The following is a 16,828-nucleotide window of genomic DNA, read 5'->3' as shown; positions in this document are numbered from 1 at the left end:
CCCGTCGCTCGTACACTGCAGGCCGCTCCCCCAACGAGACTGTGCGCATGTTTCCGTATCCGCTGGTGATCTTCGACCTGGATGGCACGCTGGTGGACAGCGCACCCAATATCGCCGAAGCGCTCAATGCCACCTTGCAGGAACTCGGGCTGCAGCAGTTCAGCGAGGCGACGATCCGCAGCTGGATCGGTGAAGGAGTGCACGTGCTGCTCGCCACCGCCTTGCGCGAAGCCGGCGGCACGCACGATGCCGATACCGAGATGCCGGTGATGATGCGTCACTACCAGGCCAGCCTGCTGCACGACCCGCAGCTCTATCCCGGTGTTGCCGAGGCATTGGTTGGCCTGCGCCAGGCCGGTGCCACGCTGGCGTTGTGCACCAACAAGCCCGCGCGCTTCATCGCGCCGCTGCTGGAGCATCTTGGCATCGTTGCGCATTTCAGCAGCGTGCTCGGTGGCGATTCGCTGCCGCAGCGCAAACCCGATGCGGCGCCGCTGCTGCACCTGGCCAGCCAGTTCCGGCTCACCCCGCAGCAGTGCCTGATGGTCGGCGATTCGGCCACCGATGCGGCGGCGGCAAACGCTGCGGGGATGCCGCTGGCGATGGTGCGTTACGGCTATCTGCGCGGCTTCGATGTGCAGGGCGCCGGGGCGGTGGCGATCATGGATGACATGCGCGAGCTGCTTGCCTTGAAGCAGAACGCGCAAGGGGATCGGCACCGGGTGTAGGCAGCGTCCAGCATGGCTTGCAGCAGCAATGCCGCACTCGGCTCGCCGCCCTGGATCAACGTCGCAGGCATGAAACCGGCAGCGTAAGTCAGCCGGCATGCGCACCTGTCTGCAGTGGTGCGCAGCGCCTTGCGACAAAGCGCTGCTCTGGTTCCGCCAGTGCCGCATGCCGCTCCGCTAGCGCGTTCGTTCCATTTGAGAATGAATCGCATCCGTGTAGAATGTGCGGACAATTTTGACTGCGTCAGCGCCTGGCAAGCACATCATGCGCCTGCTGCACGCAGCTTCCCCACGTATCACCTCAAGCCGTCGCCAGAGGTCCATCGCCTGTCGAGAGGTTTGAGAATGTCCGCATCACGCCGGTCATGGATGTCTGCGTCTGCACGTCGTCCCGTGTTGTCCCGCCGTCAGCTGGTGCTGGCCATTGCGCTCGGCTGTGGCAGCGGCATTTGCAGCGCATCGGCCGAAGACGCCGCGGCCGAGCCGCAGTCGCTGGATACCGTGCACGTCACCGCCGCGCAGATCGCCCGCCAGGCCCTGGGGTCATCGGTCATCACCGCCGAGGACATCGAACGGCGTCCGCCGGTCAACGATCTGTCGCAGTTGCTGCGCACCATGCCGGGCGTCAACCTCACCGGCAACAGTGCCTCCGGCCAGTACGGCAACAATCGCCAGATCGACCTGCGCGGCATGGGCCCGGAAAACACGCTGATTCTGGTCGATGGCAAACCGGTGGGATCGCGCGATGCGGTGCGCATGGGCCGCAGCGGCGAGCGCAATACGCGCGGCGACACCAACTGGGTACCGGCCGAAGCGGTGGAGCGCATCGAAGTGCTGCGCGGCCCGGCGGCGGCACGTTATGGCTCCGGTGCCTCCGGCGGCGTGGTCAACATCATCACCAAGAAGCCGACCGGCGATCTGACCGGCTCGATGAGCCTATTCGGCCTGGTGCCGCAGCACAGTGCCGAAGGCGGCGGCCAGCGTGCCGGCTTCCAGCTCAGCGGACCGCTGAGCGATACGTTCTCCTTCCGCCTGTATGGAAACCTCAACAAGACCGATCCGGATTCGCTGGAGCTCAATCGCCGCTTTGCCAGCAGTGCCGCCGCGGTGCCGCCGGCCGGGCGCGAGGGCGTGCGCAACAAGGACATCAACGGCCTGCTGCGCTGGGATCCGGTCGAAGGCCAGGTGATCGAACTCGATGCCGGCGTCAGTCGCCAGGGCAATCTGTATGCCGGCGATCGTGCGGTCAGCGCCGATGGCCTGGCCGGTGCCGACCTGGGCGCCTTGTTCGGCAGCGAAACCAATACCATGATCCGCCGCACCGCCTCGCTGACCCATCGCGGCACCTGGGCGCTCGGCACCTCGCGCCTCACCGCCGCCTACGAAGGCACCGACAACACCCGCCTCAACGAAGGCCTGGCCGGCGGGCCGGAAGGCTCCATTGCCGCCAGCCTGCTCGATTCCACCGCCACCCTCGACAATCTCAACATCGACGGCGAGTTCAACATGCCGCTGCAGGCCTGGGCCGAGCAGGTGCTGACGCTGGGCTTCGAGCGCCGCCAGAGCCGCCTCAGCGATGCGTATTCGATGTCGCAGACCGTGAGTGCCGGTGGTGGTTTCCCCGGCCTTCCCAACGGGACGCGCAGCCCGCGCAGCGAGGCCACGCTCAGCGCGGTGTATCTGGAAGACAACATCTACGCCAGCGAGCGGCTGACGCTGACGCCGGGTGTGCGGCTGGACCACCACAGCCAGTTCGGCAACAACCTCAGCCCCAGCCTCAACGTGCAGTACAAGCTCAGCGAAGACTGGTTGCTCAAGGGCGGCATCGCGCGCGCCTTCAAGGCACCCAACCTGTACCAGTCCAACGCCAATTATCTGTATTACACGCGCGGCAATGGCTGCCCGGTGCTGTTCCCCAATCTCGGCTCGGGCTGCTATATCCAGGGCAACGACGATCTCGATCCGGAGACCAGCATCAACAAGGAAATCGGCGTCGAGTGGGCGCCGCAGACCGGTCACCATGCCTCGCTGACGTACTTCCACAATGCCTACGACGACAAGATCGTCGCCGGGATGGTGCCTGTCGGGGTCACGGTCGACCGGCGCGGGCAGGTGTTCCAGTGGACCAACGCATCGGAAGCGATCGTGCAGGGGGTGGAAGGCAATCTCACGTTGCCGCTGCTGGGTGAGCAGGGCCGCGAGCTGAAGTGGAACACCAATGTCACCTACATGATCGAGAACAAGAACACCGCCACCGATCAGCCGCTGTCGGTGATCCCGGAATACACGGTCAACACCACGCTGGATTGGCAACCGACCCAGGCCTTGTCGTTGCTGCTCACCGGCACCTTCTACGGCAAACAGGAATCGGCCACGCAATCGAGCACCAGCGGCGGCGCCATCGCCCCCGACTCGCGCGACCCCTACGATCTGTGGGGCGTCAGTGCGCGTTACCGCATCACCCGCAAGGTCAGCGTGGGCGTCGGTGTGGACAACCTGTTCGACACCCGTCTGTTCCGCGAAGGCACCAACAACACCGGCGGTGCAGCGGGTGCAGCCACCTACAACGAGCCCGGTCGCGCGTATTGGGCGAGCCTGAGTTTCGGTTTCTGACAGCAATGCGGCAGCGCGCGCGAACGTGGGCGCACGACGAGGAGAACATGCAGTGACGCGACATGATTCCTGGTGGCTTGCCTGTGCCGGCGTGCTGATGTGGATCGTCGGCACGGTGCCGGCTTTCGCACAGCCGGACCTGAGCCGCACGATCGGCAGCACTGTCGCCGATCGCCCCAGTGCCTCGTATGTCTTCAGCGCAGTGCGCCTGGATTCGGCCGATGGCCAACGCCATTACCGCGTGCGCATTGCCACCCCCAAAGCGGCGCCGCCGGCGGCGGGATATCCGGTGGTGTATCTGCTGGATGGCAATGCGGCATTGATGGAACTGGATGAGCGCCTGCTCGACAGCCTGTCCACCCACGGCGATGCGCCGGTGCTGGTGTTCATCGCCGACGACAGCGCATTGCGCATCGATGCGGTGGGGCGCAGCCTGGACTACACGCCCGCGCGCTACGACGACGGGCGGGTGGAAACCGATCCGCTGAATCCGCAGCGCAGGACCGGCGGTGCGGCGGCATTCACGCAGCTGATCGCCACACGTATTCGCCCGCAGGTGGAAGCGCGTGTGGCGGTGGATCGTCAGCGGCAGACGCTCTGGGGCCATTCGTATGGCGGTCTGTTCGTGCTGCAGGTAGTGCTGACGCAGCCGCAGCTGTTCCAGCACTACGTCGCGGTCGATCCGTCGCTGTGGTGGGGCGATGGGTTTGTCGTGCAGCAGGCGCAGCGAGTGGTCGAGCAAGCCCGGGACGCCTCGGCAGACACACAGCAAGCCACGCGTCGTCTGACGCTGCTGGCAGGCGAAGGCGGAGCACCGGCGAACCCTGCAAGACCGGATCGTCCGGGGCGGCCGCGTGCAGATCCACAGGCCGCACAGCATCTCGTAGCGCTGCTGTCGGCGTTACCGGGCCTCACCGCCGAGTACCGACCGCTGCCCGGCCTCAGCCATGGCCAGACGCTGGGCGCATCTCTGGCACCGACGTTGCGCGAGGCAGCGGCGCGTTGACGACACTCCATCAAGCAGGCGATCAAAGCGACGCCGTGCTGGGCATCAACAGGTGCGCTCTCGCCGATCGCAGCGCTGGCGCCGCACGCATGCGGCGGCCACCCGGCACAGGCGCTCAGTCCTCGTGCGTCTGGCCCAGGTCCGCAGTGTCGTCGTCTGCTTCGCCCATCTCACCGTGTGTGTCGTCGTTGTCGGCACGTGCGTAGTGCACGGTTTCCACCGGCCCGGCGACCGCGCGGCCGCGCACCGGCAACAGCGCGCTCGCCGCTTCGTATTCGGCAAGCAAGGCATGCCGGCGCGCTTCCGGCACGTCCTGCCAATGGCAGTCGGTCAACGCGCCTTCCAGCGAATACAGCAGGTTGAGGCTGGGCTTGAAGCCGGCGCGGCGTACCTTGACGAATGCGCCCACCGCGCCTACCGCCTGCAGATCCTGCTGCGTGCGCAGGCCGACCTGGCGCAGCCACGCTGCACTTTTCGGGCCGATGTTGCGCAGCCGTTCGGTGGTCACGTCAGCGCGCCGACAAAGACCTGCGCAATGGCTTCCAGGCCGCGCTGATCGTCGGCGTCGAAGCGATCCAGCTCCGGGCTGTCCAGATCCAGCACGCCGATCAGCGCATCGCCCTTGACCAGCGGGATCACCAGCTCCGAGCGCGAGGCCGAATCGCAGGCGATATGCCCGGGGAAGGCATCCACGTCGGCAATACGTTGACTCTGCCGGGTGCTGGCGGCCGCGCCGCACACGCCCTTGTCCAGCGGAATGCGCACGCAGGCCGGCAAGCCCTGGAACGGCCCCACCACCAGCTCGCGGCCGTCGTAGAGATAGAAGCCGGCCCAGTTGAGCGACGGCAGCGAATTGAAGATCAGCGCAGCCAGGTTGGCGGCATTGGCGATCCGATCCGGCTCGCCGTGCACCAGTGCCTGGGCCTGGGCGGTGAGCTGGGCGTATTGTTCCGGCTTGCTGCCGGTCAGCGAAGAGGTGGCGAACATGGCCGAAGTTTAGCAGCGGCCGTCCGCAGCGGCATTGCGACTCAGCCGCGCGTTCGGATCCGCACGCTATGCTGCGCGCCCCCAGGGCAACCGCGGCGCGGCCGCAGGAACACACGCATGCAGCTTCCGGCGTTGTATGTCACCGGCACCGACACCGGCATCGGCAAGACCATGGCCAGCACCGCGCTGCTGCACGCACTGCGCGCGCAGGGCCGCACGGCGGTGGGCATGAAGCCGGTGGCCAGCGGTTGCGAGAACACGCCGCAGGGCTGGCGCAACGAGGATGCGCTGGCGCTGCAGGCCGCCAGTGCCCCGCAACCCGACTACGCCACCCTCAATCCCTATGCCTTGCCGGCACCGCTGGCACCGGAACTGGCTGCCGCCGATGTCGGTGTGACCCTGGCGCTGGAGCCGATCGCCCAGGCCTTCGCGCAACTGCGCGCGCAGGCCGAGGTGGTGGTGGTGGAAGGTGTCGGCGGCTGGGCCGCGCCCTTGAGTGCCGACCTGGACCAGGCCGACCTGGTGCGCGCGCTCACGCTGCCCGTGGTGCTGGTGGTCGGCATCCGGCTGGGCTGCATCAATCACGCGCGCCTGACCGCTGCGGCGATCGCCGCCGACGGGCTGGACTGCATCGGCTGGATCGCCAACGAGATCGACCCGCAGATGGAGCGCATCGAGGAGAACATCGGCATGCTGCACCAGCGCCTGGCGATGCCGTGCTGGGGCCGGATCCGCTGGGCACCCGGTGCCGACGCCGCCCGCCAGGCGCAAGGGCTGCAGCTGCCAGCCTAGTTAGAGGCGGTCATTGCATGTTCTGCTGTTGCGGACAGGTTCTTCATCGGCCCGCGCACGCGCCGTCGCAGAGATCACGGCCGTGCTTCACCTCGCCGCGCCTGCACTTCCGGCAAATGGGCGGTGCGCCGTCGTTCCCGTGCACCCGGCTCCGGTACGCTGACTGCGGCGGCCGCATGCCGGCGCTGGATCGAAGACGCCCGCACAGAAAACAATAAAAAGCCCGACAGAGGGAGGGATCTGTCGGGCCGGATTGCATGGGGGGAGGGACCCATGCAAAGACGCTGAATGTTGGCGGCCGTTACCTGCGCCGGTTCTTGCCTGTTGCGCCGGCCTGTTCGCTGCCGGTGTCGAACTGCTGCTTTGCAAACTGTCCAAGCTCGCTGGACATCTTCAACCCCATCCCGACCACTTCCTGATTGGCCGAAGCCAGGCGTTCCAGGTTGTCGCGGGCCAGTTGCAGGCCTTTTGGCCAGAGCGTCTGGTAGGTACCCAGGTCGCGTGCCTGCGCAAACTCACCGAAAAACGTGGTGGTTGCGTTGACGTTCTGCTCCAGCGTGTCCAATGCCAACTGGTTGGCACGTGCTGCGACAGAGGCGAACTGACTGGTGAAGCTGTTTTCGAACTGCGCCGACATTGCGAACCCCTCGGGGAAAGCCGTGACCGTTTGTTGCGTTGCAGCATACGCGGATATTGCTGCGATGCAACACGTTTGCTGAAAATTTCCGAAGTCGCCCGGAAAATGGCGTGGAATCAATCAATTATCCGTGCCCCACAAATGGCAAGGCCGCCCGGGAGGCGGCCTTGGGTCACAGACTGCGCTACGTGATCAGCCGCGATAGCGGCAGCCGGAGGTGCAGGTTTCGTGCACCACGATCTCGCTCAACTGCGGCAGCGCCGGCTTGAGCTGGTTCCAGATCCAGATCGCCAGCCGCTCGCTGGTCGGGTTTTCCAGCCCCTCGATGTCGTTGAGGTAATGGTGGTCCAGGCGGTCGTAGATCGGTTGGAAGGCGGCCTTGATGTCGCCGAAATCCATGATCCAGCCGGTCTCGGCACCGGGTTCGCCGCTGACATGCAGCTCGACCCGGAACGAATGCCCGTGCAGACGGGCGCACTTGTGGCCGGGCGGCACATTGGGAAGCCGATGCGCGGCTTCGAGCGTAAAGACTTTGAAGATATCCATGCGCGCCATTGTAAGTGCGCTGGTGCCTGCCGGCTGCTCCGATCGCGGCGACACACCGGACTGGTGCGCCCGCGTGGCATCCACAACATGGGTTGGCCGCATGCCGCACCGCGCTGGAGCACCACACCCGGTCGGCCGCACAAGTCCGACGCGCGCTCTGCCGCGTCCGGCCAGCGGCGTGTGTCACCGCGCGTCATATCTCTATGCAGATCTGTAATTTTTGTTAATCGATTGCGCGTGGCCCACTGCAACACCCCCATTCATGGAGGCCGTGCGTGAAGCGCCCGATGCCTTATCTGCTGTCCGCTGCCGTTCTGTCCGCGCTGATTCCCCTCGCCCATGCCGATGACGCGACACCTGGCGCGGGCAAGACCCTGGCCACCGTCAGCGTCACCGGCTCCAATATCAAGCGCACCGATAGCGAAGGCCCGAACCCGGTGCAGGTGATCGACCGCCAGCAGCTGGAGCAGTCCGGCAAGGTCACCGTCGCCGACGCGCTGCGCTCAATCTCGGCCAACACCGGCAACGCCACCAACGAAACCACCAACAACGGGTGGGCCTCCGGCTCGGCGGGCATCGGCCTGCGCGGGCTGTCGCAGAAGAACACGCTGGTGCTGCTCAACGGACGCCGCCTGGCCAACTACGGCTTTCCTGCCAATGGCCTGGGCGACACCTTCGTCAACCTCAATGCGCTGCCGCTGGTGGCGGTGGAACGCATCGAGGTGCTCAAGGACGGCGCCTCCGCCGTATACGGCTCCGATGCGGTGGCCGGCGTGGTCAACATCATCACCCGGCAGGATTTCCAGGGTGCCGAGCTGGGCCTGAGCGGCGGCAGCTCCGATCAGGGCGGCATGGACACCCAGCGTGCCAAGTTCATCGGCGGCATCGGCGACCTGGATAGCGACGGCTACAACATCCTTTTCAGTTTCGACGCCTACAACCGCGACCGGCTGGATCAGGACCAGCGCGCGCTGACCCGCTCGGGCATCTACACCGACCTGCCCGGCGGGCGCTGGAACGGCTGGTCGGCCAAGGGCGCGCGTTACCTGGTCGGTGGCCGCTCGGTGCCGATGCTGGATGCGCAAGGCAACTGCCCCGCCGGGACGGTGCTCACCGCCAGCGCACCGATCGACGGCCTGGCCGGCGATACCTGCGGCTTCAACCAGGCCCCGTTCACCACGCTGATCCCCTCGACTAAGCGCTATCAGGCCTACACCAACGCCACCTTCCGCCTCAGCGACACCGTCGAAGCCTTCGGCGAGGCGCTCTACAGCGAGGTCAAGGGCGTTTCGATCTTCGGCTCCAGCCCGTACTTCACCCTGGAAGGCGGCCGCTTTGCGTTGAATGCCAGCAGCGGGCTGGCCGAGCCGGTCTCTAATCTGCTGCCGGCCTCCAGCCCGTACAACCCGTACGGCACCGCAGTGCCGATCGAATACACCTTCTTCGACCTGGGCCAGACGGTCAAAACCAATCGCTCGCAGTCCTACCGCTTTCTCGGCGGCGTGCGCGGCAAGACCGAGCGCTGGGATTGGGAAGCGGCGGCGTTCGCCGCGCGCAGCACCGAGCATGAGACCGTCTCCGGCGGTTTCGCCAATCGCTTCACCCTGGCGCAGGCGCTGGCCGACGGCAGCTACAACCTGCTCGACCCGTCCGCCACGCCGCAGTCGGTGATCGACGGCATCAACCTCAGCACGCTGCGCCCTGCGCAATCGACGCTGCGCGGCGTCGATGCCAAGGTGTCCGGCAACCTGTTCGAGCTGCCGGCCGGCAGCGTCGGATTCGCCGCCGGCGCCGAGTGGCGGCAGGAGGAGCTGGTCTCGCGCAATCCCTGGCAGATCGACCAGGGCCTGCAGATCCGCCCCGCAATCGCCGCGGTGGATGGCGAGCGCAGGGTGTCGGCGCTGTATGCCGAAGTCAACCTGCCGCTGCTGCAGTCGCTGGAACTGCAACTGGCCGGGCGCGGCGATCATTACAGCGATTTCGGCGAGGCGTTTTCGCCCAAGGCCAGCCTGCGCTGGCAACCGCTGGACGCCGTGCTGGTGCGCGCGGCCGCCTCGCGCGGATTTCGCGCACCTTCGCTGTCGGAGAATGCGGCCAGCACGAATATCTCCTACGGCTCGGTGGTCGACCCGTTCGATCCGGACATGCCGGGCTCGCGCCAGAACCCGACCTTCTTCACCGTCGGCAACACCGCGCTCGAACCCGAGCGCACGCGCAGCTACAACCTCGGCGTGGTGCTGTCGCCGTGGGCGGACACCAGCCTGAGCGTGGACTGGTACAAGATCGAGCTGGAGAATCTGGTCGGCACCGGCAACAACGCCACCATCGTGCAGAACAATGACCCGGCCGACGTCATCCGCGACGCGCGCGGCACGCTGGTGGCGGTGTACAACCGCTACCAGAACCTCAGCGAGCTGACGACCTCGGGGATCGATGTCGAACTGCGCCAGCGCTGGCGCACCGAAGCAGCTGGCAACTTTGGCCTCAACACCGCCTATACCCACGTGCGCGATTACCGCCGCCCCACCGTGGTCGGTGGCCCGTTGCAGGATTACGCCGGCAGCAATCTCGGCCCGTCGCTGCCACGCAACAAGGCCACCACCACGCTGGACTGGAACCTGGGCACCGTCAGCGCCGCACTGACCTGGTACTACACCGGCGGCTACGACCAGAAGGCCAGCGCCGCGGCCACTGCCGTGCAGTCGCGCGTGGGCGACTACAACCAGTTCGATCTGTATCTGGGGTACACCGGCATCGACAAGCTGACCCTGTACGCCAAGATCGAGAACCTGGCCGACAAGCAGCCGCCGGTCGATGCCTCGTTCCCGGGCATTCGCGCCCCTTACGACTTCACCCAGTACGACCTGCGTGGGCGCTACTTCACCGTGGGCCTGGACTATCGATTCTGATCGGCACACGCACGGCCCATGCACGCCCGTGCGATGGTGCGTGCTCCAGCGTGCTGTCTCAACCCAATCGCCGTTCGCCCCCGGACACTCTTCAAGGAACTCCGATGACGTCTTCGCAGCATGCCTGGCTGCTCGCCCTGGCCTTTGTCGCACCTTCCCTCGCCGCCCAACCTGCGGCCCAACCCGCTGCGCTGCCGGGTTACGACACCGCCGCCGCACAGGCGCAGCGCGCGCTGGAAGCGCGTTTCGATAGCGGCCTGAAGGACGCCGATTATCGTGGCTGGTTGAAGCAATGGGCGTCGGCGCCCAATCACGTTGGCGCGCCGCACAACCTGGAGAACGCCCGCGATCTGCAAGCCCGTCTGCGCGGCTACGGGTGGGATGCGCGCATCGAAACCTTCCAGGTGCTGTGGCCCTCGCCCAGGAGCTCGCAGCTGGAATTGCTCGGCCCCAAGCCGTATGTCGCGCGTCTGAAGGAGCCGCCGCTGCCGGGCGACAGCACCTCCACCCAGACCGAGAACGTGCTGCCGCCGTATGTGATCTACGGCGGCAACGGCGATGTCACCGGCGACCTGGTCTACGTCAATTACGGCATCGCCGAAGACTACGAGGCGCTGGCGCGCAACGGCGTGGACGTGCGCGGCAAGATCGTCATCGCCCGCTACGGCAAGGGCTGGCGCGGGCTCAAGCCGCGGCTGGCGCAGGAGCATGGCGCGATCGGCGCGATCATCTATTCCGATCCGCGCGACGACGGGTATTTCCAGGATCGGGCCTATCCGGATGGCCCGGCGCGCAATCAGTGGAGCGTGCAACGCGGCTCGGTCGCCAATTTCGCCATCTATCCCGGCGATCCGCTCACTCCGGGCGTCGGCGCCAGCAAGGGCGCCAAACGCCTGAGGGTCGACCAGGCCGGCAGCGTGTTGAAGATCCCGGCCCTGCCGATCAGCTGGGGCGACGCGCAGCCCTTGCTGGCCGCGCTGGGCGGGCCGGTGGCGCCGGAGGACTGGCGCGGCGCGCTGCCGATCACCTACCGCATCGGCGGCGACGACACCGCGCGCGTGCATCTCAAGGTGGATGCGGACTGGGGCAGCAAGACCATCTACAACGTCATCGCCACCCTGCGTGGCAGCGAGTATCCGGACCAGTGGGTGGTGCGCGGCAATCACCGCGACGGCTGGGTGTTCGGTGCGGCCGATCCGCTCTCGGGCACCACCGCCTTGCTGGCCGAAGCCAAGGCGATCGGCGAGCTGGCCAGGCAGGGGCAGCGCCCCAAGCGCACGCTCGTCTATGCCAGTTGGGATGGCGAGGAGGCCGGCCTGCTCGGCTCCACCGAATGGGCCGAGCAGCACGCCGACGAACTGCGCCGCAAGGCGGTGCTGTACGTCAACACCGACGGCAACGGGCGCGGCTTTCTCAATGCCGGTGGCAGCCATGCGCTGCAGCGCCTGGTCAACGGCGTGGCGGCGGACCTGCGCGATCCCGACAGCGGCGTGAGCGTGCTCGAACGGCAACGCGCCCGCGCCCGTATCGATGCGCTGGCGGCCACCGCCAAGCCGGCGCAGAAGGACATCGCCAGGCAGGTCGCGGCCGGCGGCGACGTGCCGCTCAAGGCGCTGGGCTCGGGCAGCGACTACAGCCCGTTCCTGCAGCATCTGGGGCTGACCACGCTGGATCTGGGCTATGGCGGGCAGGGTGGCGGCAGCGGTGTCTATCACTCGCTGTACGACTCCTACGATTACTTCGCACGCTACATCGATCCGGATTTCAGCTATCTGCCGCTGTTGTCGCAGACGGTCGGCCGCACGGTGCTGCGCGTGGCCAACGCGCCGGTGTTGCCGCAGCGCTTCGGCGACTTCGCCGATGCGGTGGCCGGCTATGCGCAGGAACTCAAGCAGCAGGCCGACAGCGACCGCACTGCCGCACGCACCCAGGCCGAGTTGTTGCAGGCCGGCGCCTATGCGGCTGTCGACAACCCGAACCGGCCGCAACGCGCACCGGAGCCGAAAGCCACGGTGCCGCAGATCGATTTCGCTGCACTGGATCAGGCGATTGCCCGCCTGCAGGCCAGCGCCAAGCGCTATGACGATGCACTGGCATCGGGCGGCGGCGCTTTGGATGCACGCGCGCGCGGCAAGCTCAATGCATCGCTGCAGCGCATCGACCAGACCCTGCTGGCCGAAGGTGGTCTGCCGGGCCGGCCGTGGTACCGCAACCTGATCTACGCCCCTGGCCTGGCCACCGGTTACGAGGTCAAGACCCTGCCCGGCATCCGCGAAGCGCTGGAAGACCGGCGCTGGGAGGATCTGAGCGCCTACATCGTGCAGACCGCCGCGGTGCTGGATCGGTATCGCGAGGCGATCGATCGCAATACGGCGTTGATCGAGGGTTAGGGACGTGACGGACTGCGTCGGGTGTCTACGCGCAGTCCTGTTCGCACCGCATCGCCTGCGCCGTGCCCACAAAAAAAGCCGCCCCGAGGGGCGGCTTTTTCAGTGCAACGCAGACCTGGGCGCCGGTCGTGCCGGCGCACGGGATTTTCAGCGCGTGCCGCCCGGACGCTGACCGCCACGGCCGCCATCGCGACGGCCTGCGCCGGCACCGGCAGCAACACCGGCCTGACGCGGACCGCTGCTGCGCTGGCCACCGGGCTTCTTCGGGCCGGCATGCGCATGCGCCTGACGCGGTGCATCGCCATGCGGACGACGCGCGTGGCTCTTGCGCGGCGCGCGATCGCCACCCGGCTGCTCGGCACGACCCGGCGCGCTATTGCCCCAACGGATCGGGGTCTGCGGCTCGTAGCCCGGCACGTCGCGGATTTCCACATCGCGGCCCAGCATGCGCACGATCTGGCGCAGCAGCTTGGCTTCGTCCTGCGCCACCAGCGAGATCGCCTCGCCGGTGGAGCCGTTACGGCCAGTGCGGCCGATGCGGTGCACATAATCCTCGGCCACCATCGGCAGGTCGTAGTTGATGACCTTGGGCAGCTGGTCGATGTCGATGCCGCGCGCGGCGATATCGGTGGCCACCAGCACGGTCACGCGGCCGGCCTTGAAGTCGCTCAGCGCACGCATGCGCTGGCCCTGGCTCTTGTTGCCGTGGATCGCCGCGGTCTTGATGCCGGACTTCTCCAGGAACAGCGCCAGCTTGTCGCTGCCATGCTTGGTGCGGGCGAACACCAGGGTCTGCTCGCGGCTGTCCTGCGCCAGCAGGTGCAGCAGCAGGTCGCGCTTGCGCGCGCCGTCGACCGGGTGCACGCGGTGGGTGATGCTCTCGGCCACGGTATTGCTCGGGGTGACCTGGATCTGCATCGGGTTGCGCATGAACTCCAGCGCCAGCTGCTTGATGTTCTCTTCGAAGGTGGCCGAGAACAGCAGGGTCTGGCGGTCCTGGCGCGGCAGCTTGGTCAGGATGCGCTTGATCGAGGGCAAAAAGCCCATGTCGAGCATGCGATCGGCTTCGTCCAGAATCAGCACTTCGATGCCGGACAGGTCCACACTGCGACGCTCGATATGGTCGATCAGCCGGCCCGGGCAGGCGATCAGCAGGTCCACGCCACGACGCAGCGTGTCCAGCTGGTTGCCCATGCCCACGCCGCCGTAGATCACCGCGCTCGGGATGCGCAGGTACTTGCTGTAGCCGCGCAGGCTGTCGTGCACCTGGGTGGCCAGCTCGCGGGTGGGGGTCAGGATCAGCGCGCGCGGCTTGCGCGGGCCGTTGACCGGCTGCGGGCTGGTGCCCAGGTGCTGCAGCAGCGGCAGGCCGAACGCGGCGGTCTTGCCGGTACCGGTCTGTGCGCCGGCCAGCAGGTCATGGCCTGCCAGCACCAGCGGGATCGCCTGCTGCTGGATCGCAGTGGGGGTTTCGTAGCCCTGCTCGGCCAACGCGCGCAGCAGGAAGGGCGCCAGGCCCAGGGATTCAAAAGACATCAGGAAGCTCCAAGTAAAGCGTCGCCACCAGGACAGGCCCGGAGCGCAAACGCATTGCAGATGCAAAAAAGGTCAGGCTCGGAGCGTTCCCGTGAACCGCGCTGCGAGATGGTGGAACAACCCAATCAAGAAACGATGGGTTTGTCGGCACCACGAAAGGCGTCGGGTGGGGCGGGCGAGCGGATCGATCGATCCTGGCCTCGCCGGCTGTCCCTAAGGGAAACGGACGGCCGCATGCAGACCGGGCCAGTGTACGCGCGTTTGGCGCGCTGCACAAAAGGCCAGTTCCCCGGTTGGGCTACGGGTCAGTTGTTTCAGGTGCAACCACCCTTGTGGCAGGCCGTACAATCGACCGATCAGCCACAGCATTGGACGGTCATGAAGCTAGGTTCCCTGAAGGAAGGCGGCCGCGATGGCAGCCTGATCGTGGTCGCGCGCGACCTGCGCACCGCGGTCCGCGCCACCGGCATCGCGCCCACGCTGCAACGCGCGCTGGAAGACTGGAGCAATGTCGCGCCGCGCCTGAATGCCTTGTCGGCCTCGCTCAACGAGGGCAGCGCCGATGGCGTGTTCGATCTGGACCTGCAGGCGCTGGCCGCACCGTTGCCGCGCGCCTACGAATTCGTCGATGGCAGCGCCTACCTGCCGCACGTGGAGCGCGTGCGCCGCGCGCGCAATGCCGAGGTGCCGGAGAGCTTCTACACCGACCCGCTGATGTACCAGGCCACCAGCGCCGGGTTCTACGGCCCGCGCGATGCGATCAAGGTGATCAGCGAAGACCACGGCATCGACCTAGAGGCCGAAATCGTGGTGATCACCGACGATGTGCCAATGGGCGCCTCGCCCGAGCAAGCCGCCGCGCATATCCAGCTGGTCGGCCTGGTCAACGATGTGTCGCTGCGCAACCTGATTCCGGCCGAGCTCGCCAAGGGCTTTGGCTTTCTGCAATCCAAGCCGCGCTCGGCGCTGTCGCCGGTGTTCGTCACCGTCGATGAGCTGGACGAGGCCTGGCGCGACAACAAGGTGCACCTGCCGCTGGTCACCCACGTCAATGGCGCCTGGTTCGGCGCGCCGGAGGCCGGCAACGACATGCAGTTCGACTTCGCCCAGCTGATCGCCCACGCCGCCAGGACCCGGCCGCTGTCGGCCGGCACCGTCGTCGGCTCCGGCACCATCGCCAATCAGGACACCACGCTGGGCGCCTCGTGCTTTGCCGAACAGCGCGTGGTGGAAACCCTGCGCGATGGTGCACCGCGCACGCCGTTCTTGTCCTTCGGCGATGTGGTGCGGATCGAGATGGTCGCCGCCGATGGCGCCAGCATCTTCGGTGCGATCGAACAACGCGTCGAACGTCAGCCGCTGCCATGACATCGGCGCGTGTGCACGCACAACAGCGCATGCGGGGCCGGGCATGAGTGCGCCACTGGAATTGTTCTCGTACTGGCGCTCCAGCGCTGCGTACCGCGTGCGCATCGGCCTGCAGCTGAAGGCGCTGGTCTACCTCGCGCATCCGGTGCATCTGGTGCGCGATGGTGGCGAGCAACACGCGCCGGCCTATGCGCAGCTCAACCCGCAGGAACTGGTGCCGACGCTGCGCCACGGCGGCGTGGTGATCGCGCAGTCGCTGGCGATCCTGGAATATCTGGAAGAGGCGTTCGCGGACACCACGGCCCTGCTGCCGGCTGCGCCGGCCGAGCGCGCCCGCGTGCGCGCCCTGGCGCAGCTCATCGCCTGCGATGTGCATCCGCTCAACAATCTGCGTGTCACCCAGCTGCTGGAGCGCGCGTTCGCGCTGGACGTCGCGCAACGTCAGCACTGGACCCGGCACTGGATGCAGCGCGGGTTCGCCGCGCTGGAAACGCAACTGGCGCGCGATGCGCACACCGGGCGCTTCTGCCATGGCGATACGCCAGGCCTGGCCGATTGCGTGTTGATTCCGCAGCTGTACAACGCGCATCGCTTCGAGGTCGATCTGGCGCCGTATCCGACCTTGCAACGCATCGAGCAGGCCTGCCTGGCGCTGCCGGCCTTCGATGCGGCACGGCCGGAAATGCAGGTGGATGCGGTGGCGTGAGGGCAGGGTATCAAGCCCTCATCCGCCCTGCGGGCACCTTCTCCCGCCGCGCGGGAGAAGGGCATGTCGGGAAACCGACGCGCTAGTTTCCGGCCAGCTACTCCCGGGAACTGGCTCGCCGCTGGCGCATCAGGGCCCTCATCCGCCCTGCGGGCACCTTCTCCCGCCGTGCGGGAGAAGGGTATGCAGGGGAGCCGACGCGTCAGCTTCCGGCCAGGCATTCCGGGCGAATGGCTCGCCGCTTTGCACGACCGCTGATCCTGGTGTCGCCATTAATGAGAGGAGAGGCTCGCAACGCCGGTCGAGGTGCTTCGGAGAGTGCGGAGTGGGGGGCCTTGGAGAAACGCAGGATGCGCTCTGCAGAAGCGGATGACGTGCTTTGGAACAGGTGACGCTCCAGAGAAGGCAGGTGATGTGCTTTCGAGCGGGTGATGTGCCTGGAGAAGGCAGCAGCGCTGGAAAAGGTGCCGCCGACCGCGATGGCGCTCGCCCTGAGCCCTTGGGTGACGTTCCGGTGTTACCGACGTCTTTCTCCTTCTCCCGCGGGCGGGAGAAGGTGGCGCGCAGCGCCGGATGAGGGTGCCTGCGGCAGCGCCAGCACGCCGGAAAA

General features: G+C 67.0%; 13 protein-coding genes. 8 read left to right on the top strand and 5 right to left on the bottom strand.

Annotated features, from left to right (window positions below; genetic code table 11):
- Positions 1-47: 47 nt before the first annotated feature.
- From H7A86_RS17150 to H7A86_RS17140, 3 genes are all read left to right on the top strand, one after another.
- Complete coding sequence (locus H7A86_RS17150; protein WP_119131875.1) at positions 48-728, top strand: phosphoglycolate phosphatase; 681 nt, start codon at positions 48-50, stop codon at positions 726-728.
- Between the two features lie 396 nt (positions 729-1,124).
- Positions 1,125-3,341 (top strand): TonB-dependent siderophore receptor, encoded by a 2,217-nt coding sequence (locus H7A86_RS17145; RefSeq protein WP_484607055.1) that lies wholly within the window; start codon positions 1,125-1,127, stop codon positions 3,339-3,341.
- A gap of 97 nt (positions 3,342-3,438) precedes the next feature.
- Positions 3,439-4,347, top strand: coding sequence for an alpha/beta hydrolase (locus tag H7A86_RS17140; RefSeq protein ID WP_119131778.1), 909 nt, complete (start codon positions 3,439-3,441; stop codon positions 4,345-4,347).
- A gap of 115 nt (positions 4,348-4,462) precedes the next feature.
- Here the strand turns inward: H7A86_RS17140 and H7A86_RS17135 are convergent, their stop codons facing one another.
- On the bottom strand, positions 4,463-4,855 hold the full coding sequence (locus H7A86_RS17135; RefSeq protein ID WP_119128309.1) for a TfoX/Sxy family protein: 393 nt from the start codon (positions 4,853-4,855) through the stop codon (positions 4,463-4,465).
- Positions 4,852-5,334, bottom strand: a complete 483-nt coding sequence (locus H7A86_RS17130; protein ID WP_119131779.1) for a GAF domain-containing protein — start codon at positions 5,332-5,334, stop codon at positions 4,852-4,854. The genes H7A86_RS17135 and H7A86_RS17130 overlap by 4 nt, the downstream gene beginning before the upstream one ends.
- Before the next feature lie 117 nt (positions 5,335-5,451).
- Between H7A86_RS17130 and bioD the strand changes: the two genes are divergently transcribed.
- Positions 5,452-6,126, top strand: a complete 675-nt coding sequence (gene bioD / locus H7A86_RS17125; protein ID WP_119131780.1) for a dethiobiotin synthase — start codon at positions 5,452-5,454, stop codon at positions 6,124-6,126.
- A gap of 301 nt (positions 6,127-6,427) precedes the next feature.
- Here the strand turns inward: bioD and H7A86_RS17120 are convergent, their stop codons facing one another.
- Together H7A86_RS17120 and queD are read right to left on the bottom strand one after the other, a co-directional pair.
- Positions 6,428-6,763 (bottom strand): phasin family protein, encoded by a 336-nt coding sequence (locus H7A86_RS17120; RefSeq protein WP_119131781.1) that lies wholly within the window; start codon positions 6,761-6,763, stop codon positions 6,428-6,430.
- Positions 6,764-6,955: 192 nt separating this feature from the next.
- Positions 6,956-7,309: a 6-carboxytetrahydropterin synthase QueD gene (gene queD, locus H7A86_RS17115; RefSeq protein WP_039529685.1), complete on the bottom strand. Its 354-nt coding sequence runs from the start codon at positions 7,307-7,309 to the stop codon at positions 6,956-6,958.
- A 287-nt stretch (positions 7,310-7,596) separates the two neighbouring features.
- Here queD and H7A86_RS17110 point away from each other — a divergent pair, with 287 nt between their 5' ends.
- Both H7A86_RS17110 and H7A86_RS17105 read left to right on the top strand, forming a co-directional pair.
- On the top strand, positions 7,597-10,218 hold the full coding sequence (locus H7A86_RS17110) for a TonB-dependent receptor plug domain-containing protein (RefSeq protein ID WP_119131782.1): 2,622 nt from the start codon (positions 7,597-7,599) through the stop codon (positions 10,216-10,218).
- 104 nt (positions 10,219-10,322) lie between these two features.
- Positions 10,323-12,608, top strand: coding sequence for a transferrin receptor-like dimerization domain-containing protein (locus tag H7A86_RS17105; protein ID WP_119131783.1), 2,286 nt, complete (start codon positions 10,323-10,325; stop codon positions 12,606-12,608).
- A 147-nt stretch (positions 12,609-12,755) separates the two neighbouring features.
- Here the strand turns inward: H7A86_RS17105 and H7A86_RS17100 are convergent, their stop codons facing one another.
- Positions 12,756-14,144 (bottom strand): DEAD/DEAH box helicase, encoded by a 1,389-nt coding sequence (locus tag H7A86_RS17100; RefSeq protein ID WP_104649381.1) that lies wholly within the window; start codon positions 14,142-14,144, stop codon positions 12,756-12,758.
- A 309-nt stretch (positions 14,145-14,453) separates the two neighbouring features.
- On the opposite strand from H7A86_RS17100, the gene H7A86_RS17095 reads away from it, so the two are divergent.
- A complete protein-coding gene (locus H7A86_RS17095) occupies positions 14,454-15,512 on the top strand; it encodes a fumarylacetoacetate hydrolase family protein (RefSeq protein WP_180708170.1) in 1,059 nt (352 codons plus the stop codon).
- 43 nt (positions 15,513-15,555) lie between these two features.
- The gene (gene maiA, locus H7A86_RS17090; protein WP_119131785.1) at positions 15,556-16,218 is read left to right on the top strand and encodes a maleylacetoacetate isomerase; all 663 of its coding nucleotides are present in this window, start codon (positions 15,556-15,558) and stop codon (positions 16,216-16,218) included.
- Positions 16,219-16,828: the final 610 nt, after the last annotated feature.

The organism is Xanthomonas euroxanthea, from assembly GCF_903989455.1.
GTDB classification, from domain to species: domain Bacteria; phylum Pseudomonadota; class Gammaproteobacteria; order Xanthomonadales; family Xanthomonadaceae; genus Xanthomonas; species Xanthomonas euroxanthea.
The sequence above is the reverse complement of the archived record's forward strand: the minus strand, read 5'-3'. Positions and strand labels throughout refer to the sequence as shown.

Coding starts and splice junctions, on each gene's coding strand:
- H7A86_RS17100 (WP_104649381.1), bottom strand. CDS start 14,144: ATGTCTTTTGAATCCCTGGGCCTGGCGCCCTTCCTGCTGCGCGCGTTG.
- maiA (WP_119131785.1), top strand. CDS start 15,556: ATGAGTGCGCCACTGGAATTGTTCTCGTACTGGCGCTCCAGCGCTGCG.
- H7A86_RS17120 (WP_119131781.1), bottom strand. CDS start 6,763: ATGTCGGCGCAGTTCGAAAACAGCTTCACCAGTCAGTTCGCCTCTGTC.
- H7A86_RS17130 (WP_119131779.1), bottom strand. CDS start 5,334: ATGTTCGCCACCTCTTCGCTGACCGGCAGCAAGCCGGAACAATACGCC.
- queD (WP_039529685.1), bottom strand. CDS start 7,309: ATGGATATCTTCAAAGTCTTTACGCTCGAAGCCGCGCATCGGCTTCCC.
- H7A86_RS17105 (WP_119131783.1), top strand. CDS start 10,323: ATGACGTCTTCGCAGCATGCCTGGCTGCTCGCCCTGGCCTTTGTCGCA.
- H7A86_RS17140 (WP_119131778.1), top strand. CDS start 3,439: ATGTGGATCGTCGGCACGGTGCCGGCTTTCGCACAGCCGGACCTGAGC.
- H7A86_RS17150 (WP_119131875.1), top strand. CDS start 48: ATGTTTCCGTATCCGCTGGTGATCTTCGACCTGGATGGCACGCTGGTG.
- bioD (WP_119131780.1), top strand. CDS start 5,452: ATGCAGCTTCCGGCGTTGTATGTCACCGGCACCGACACCGGCATCGGC.
- H7A86_RS17110 (WP_119131782.1), top strand. CDS start 7,597: ATGCCTTATCTGCTGTCCGCTGCCGTTCTGTCCGCGCTGATTCCCCTC.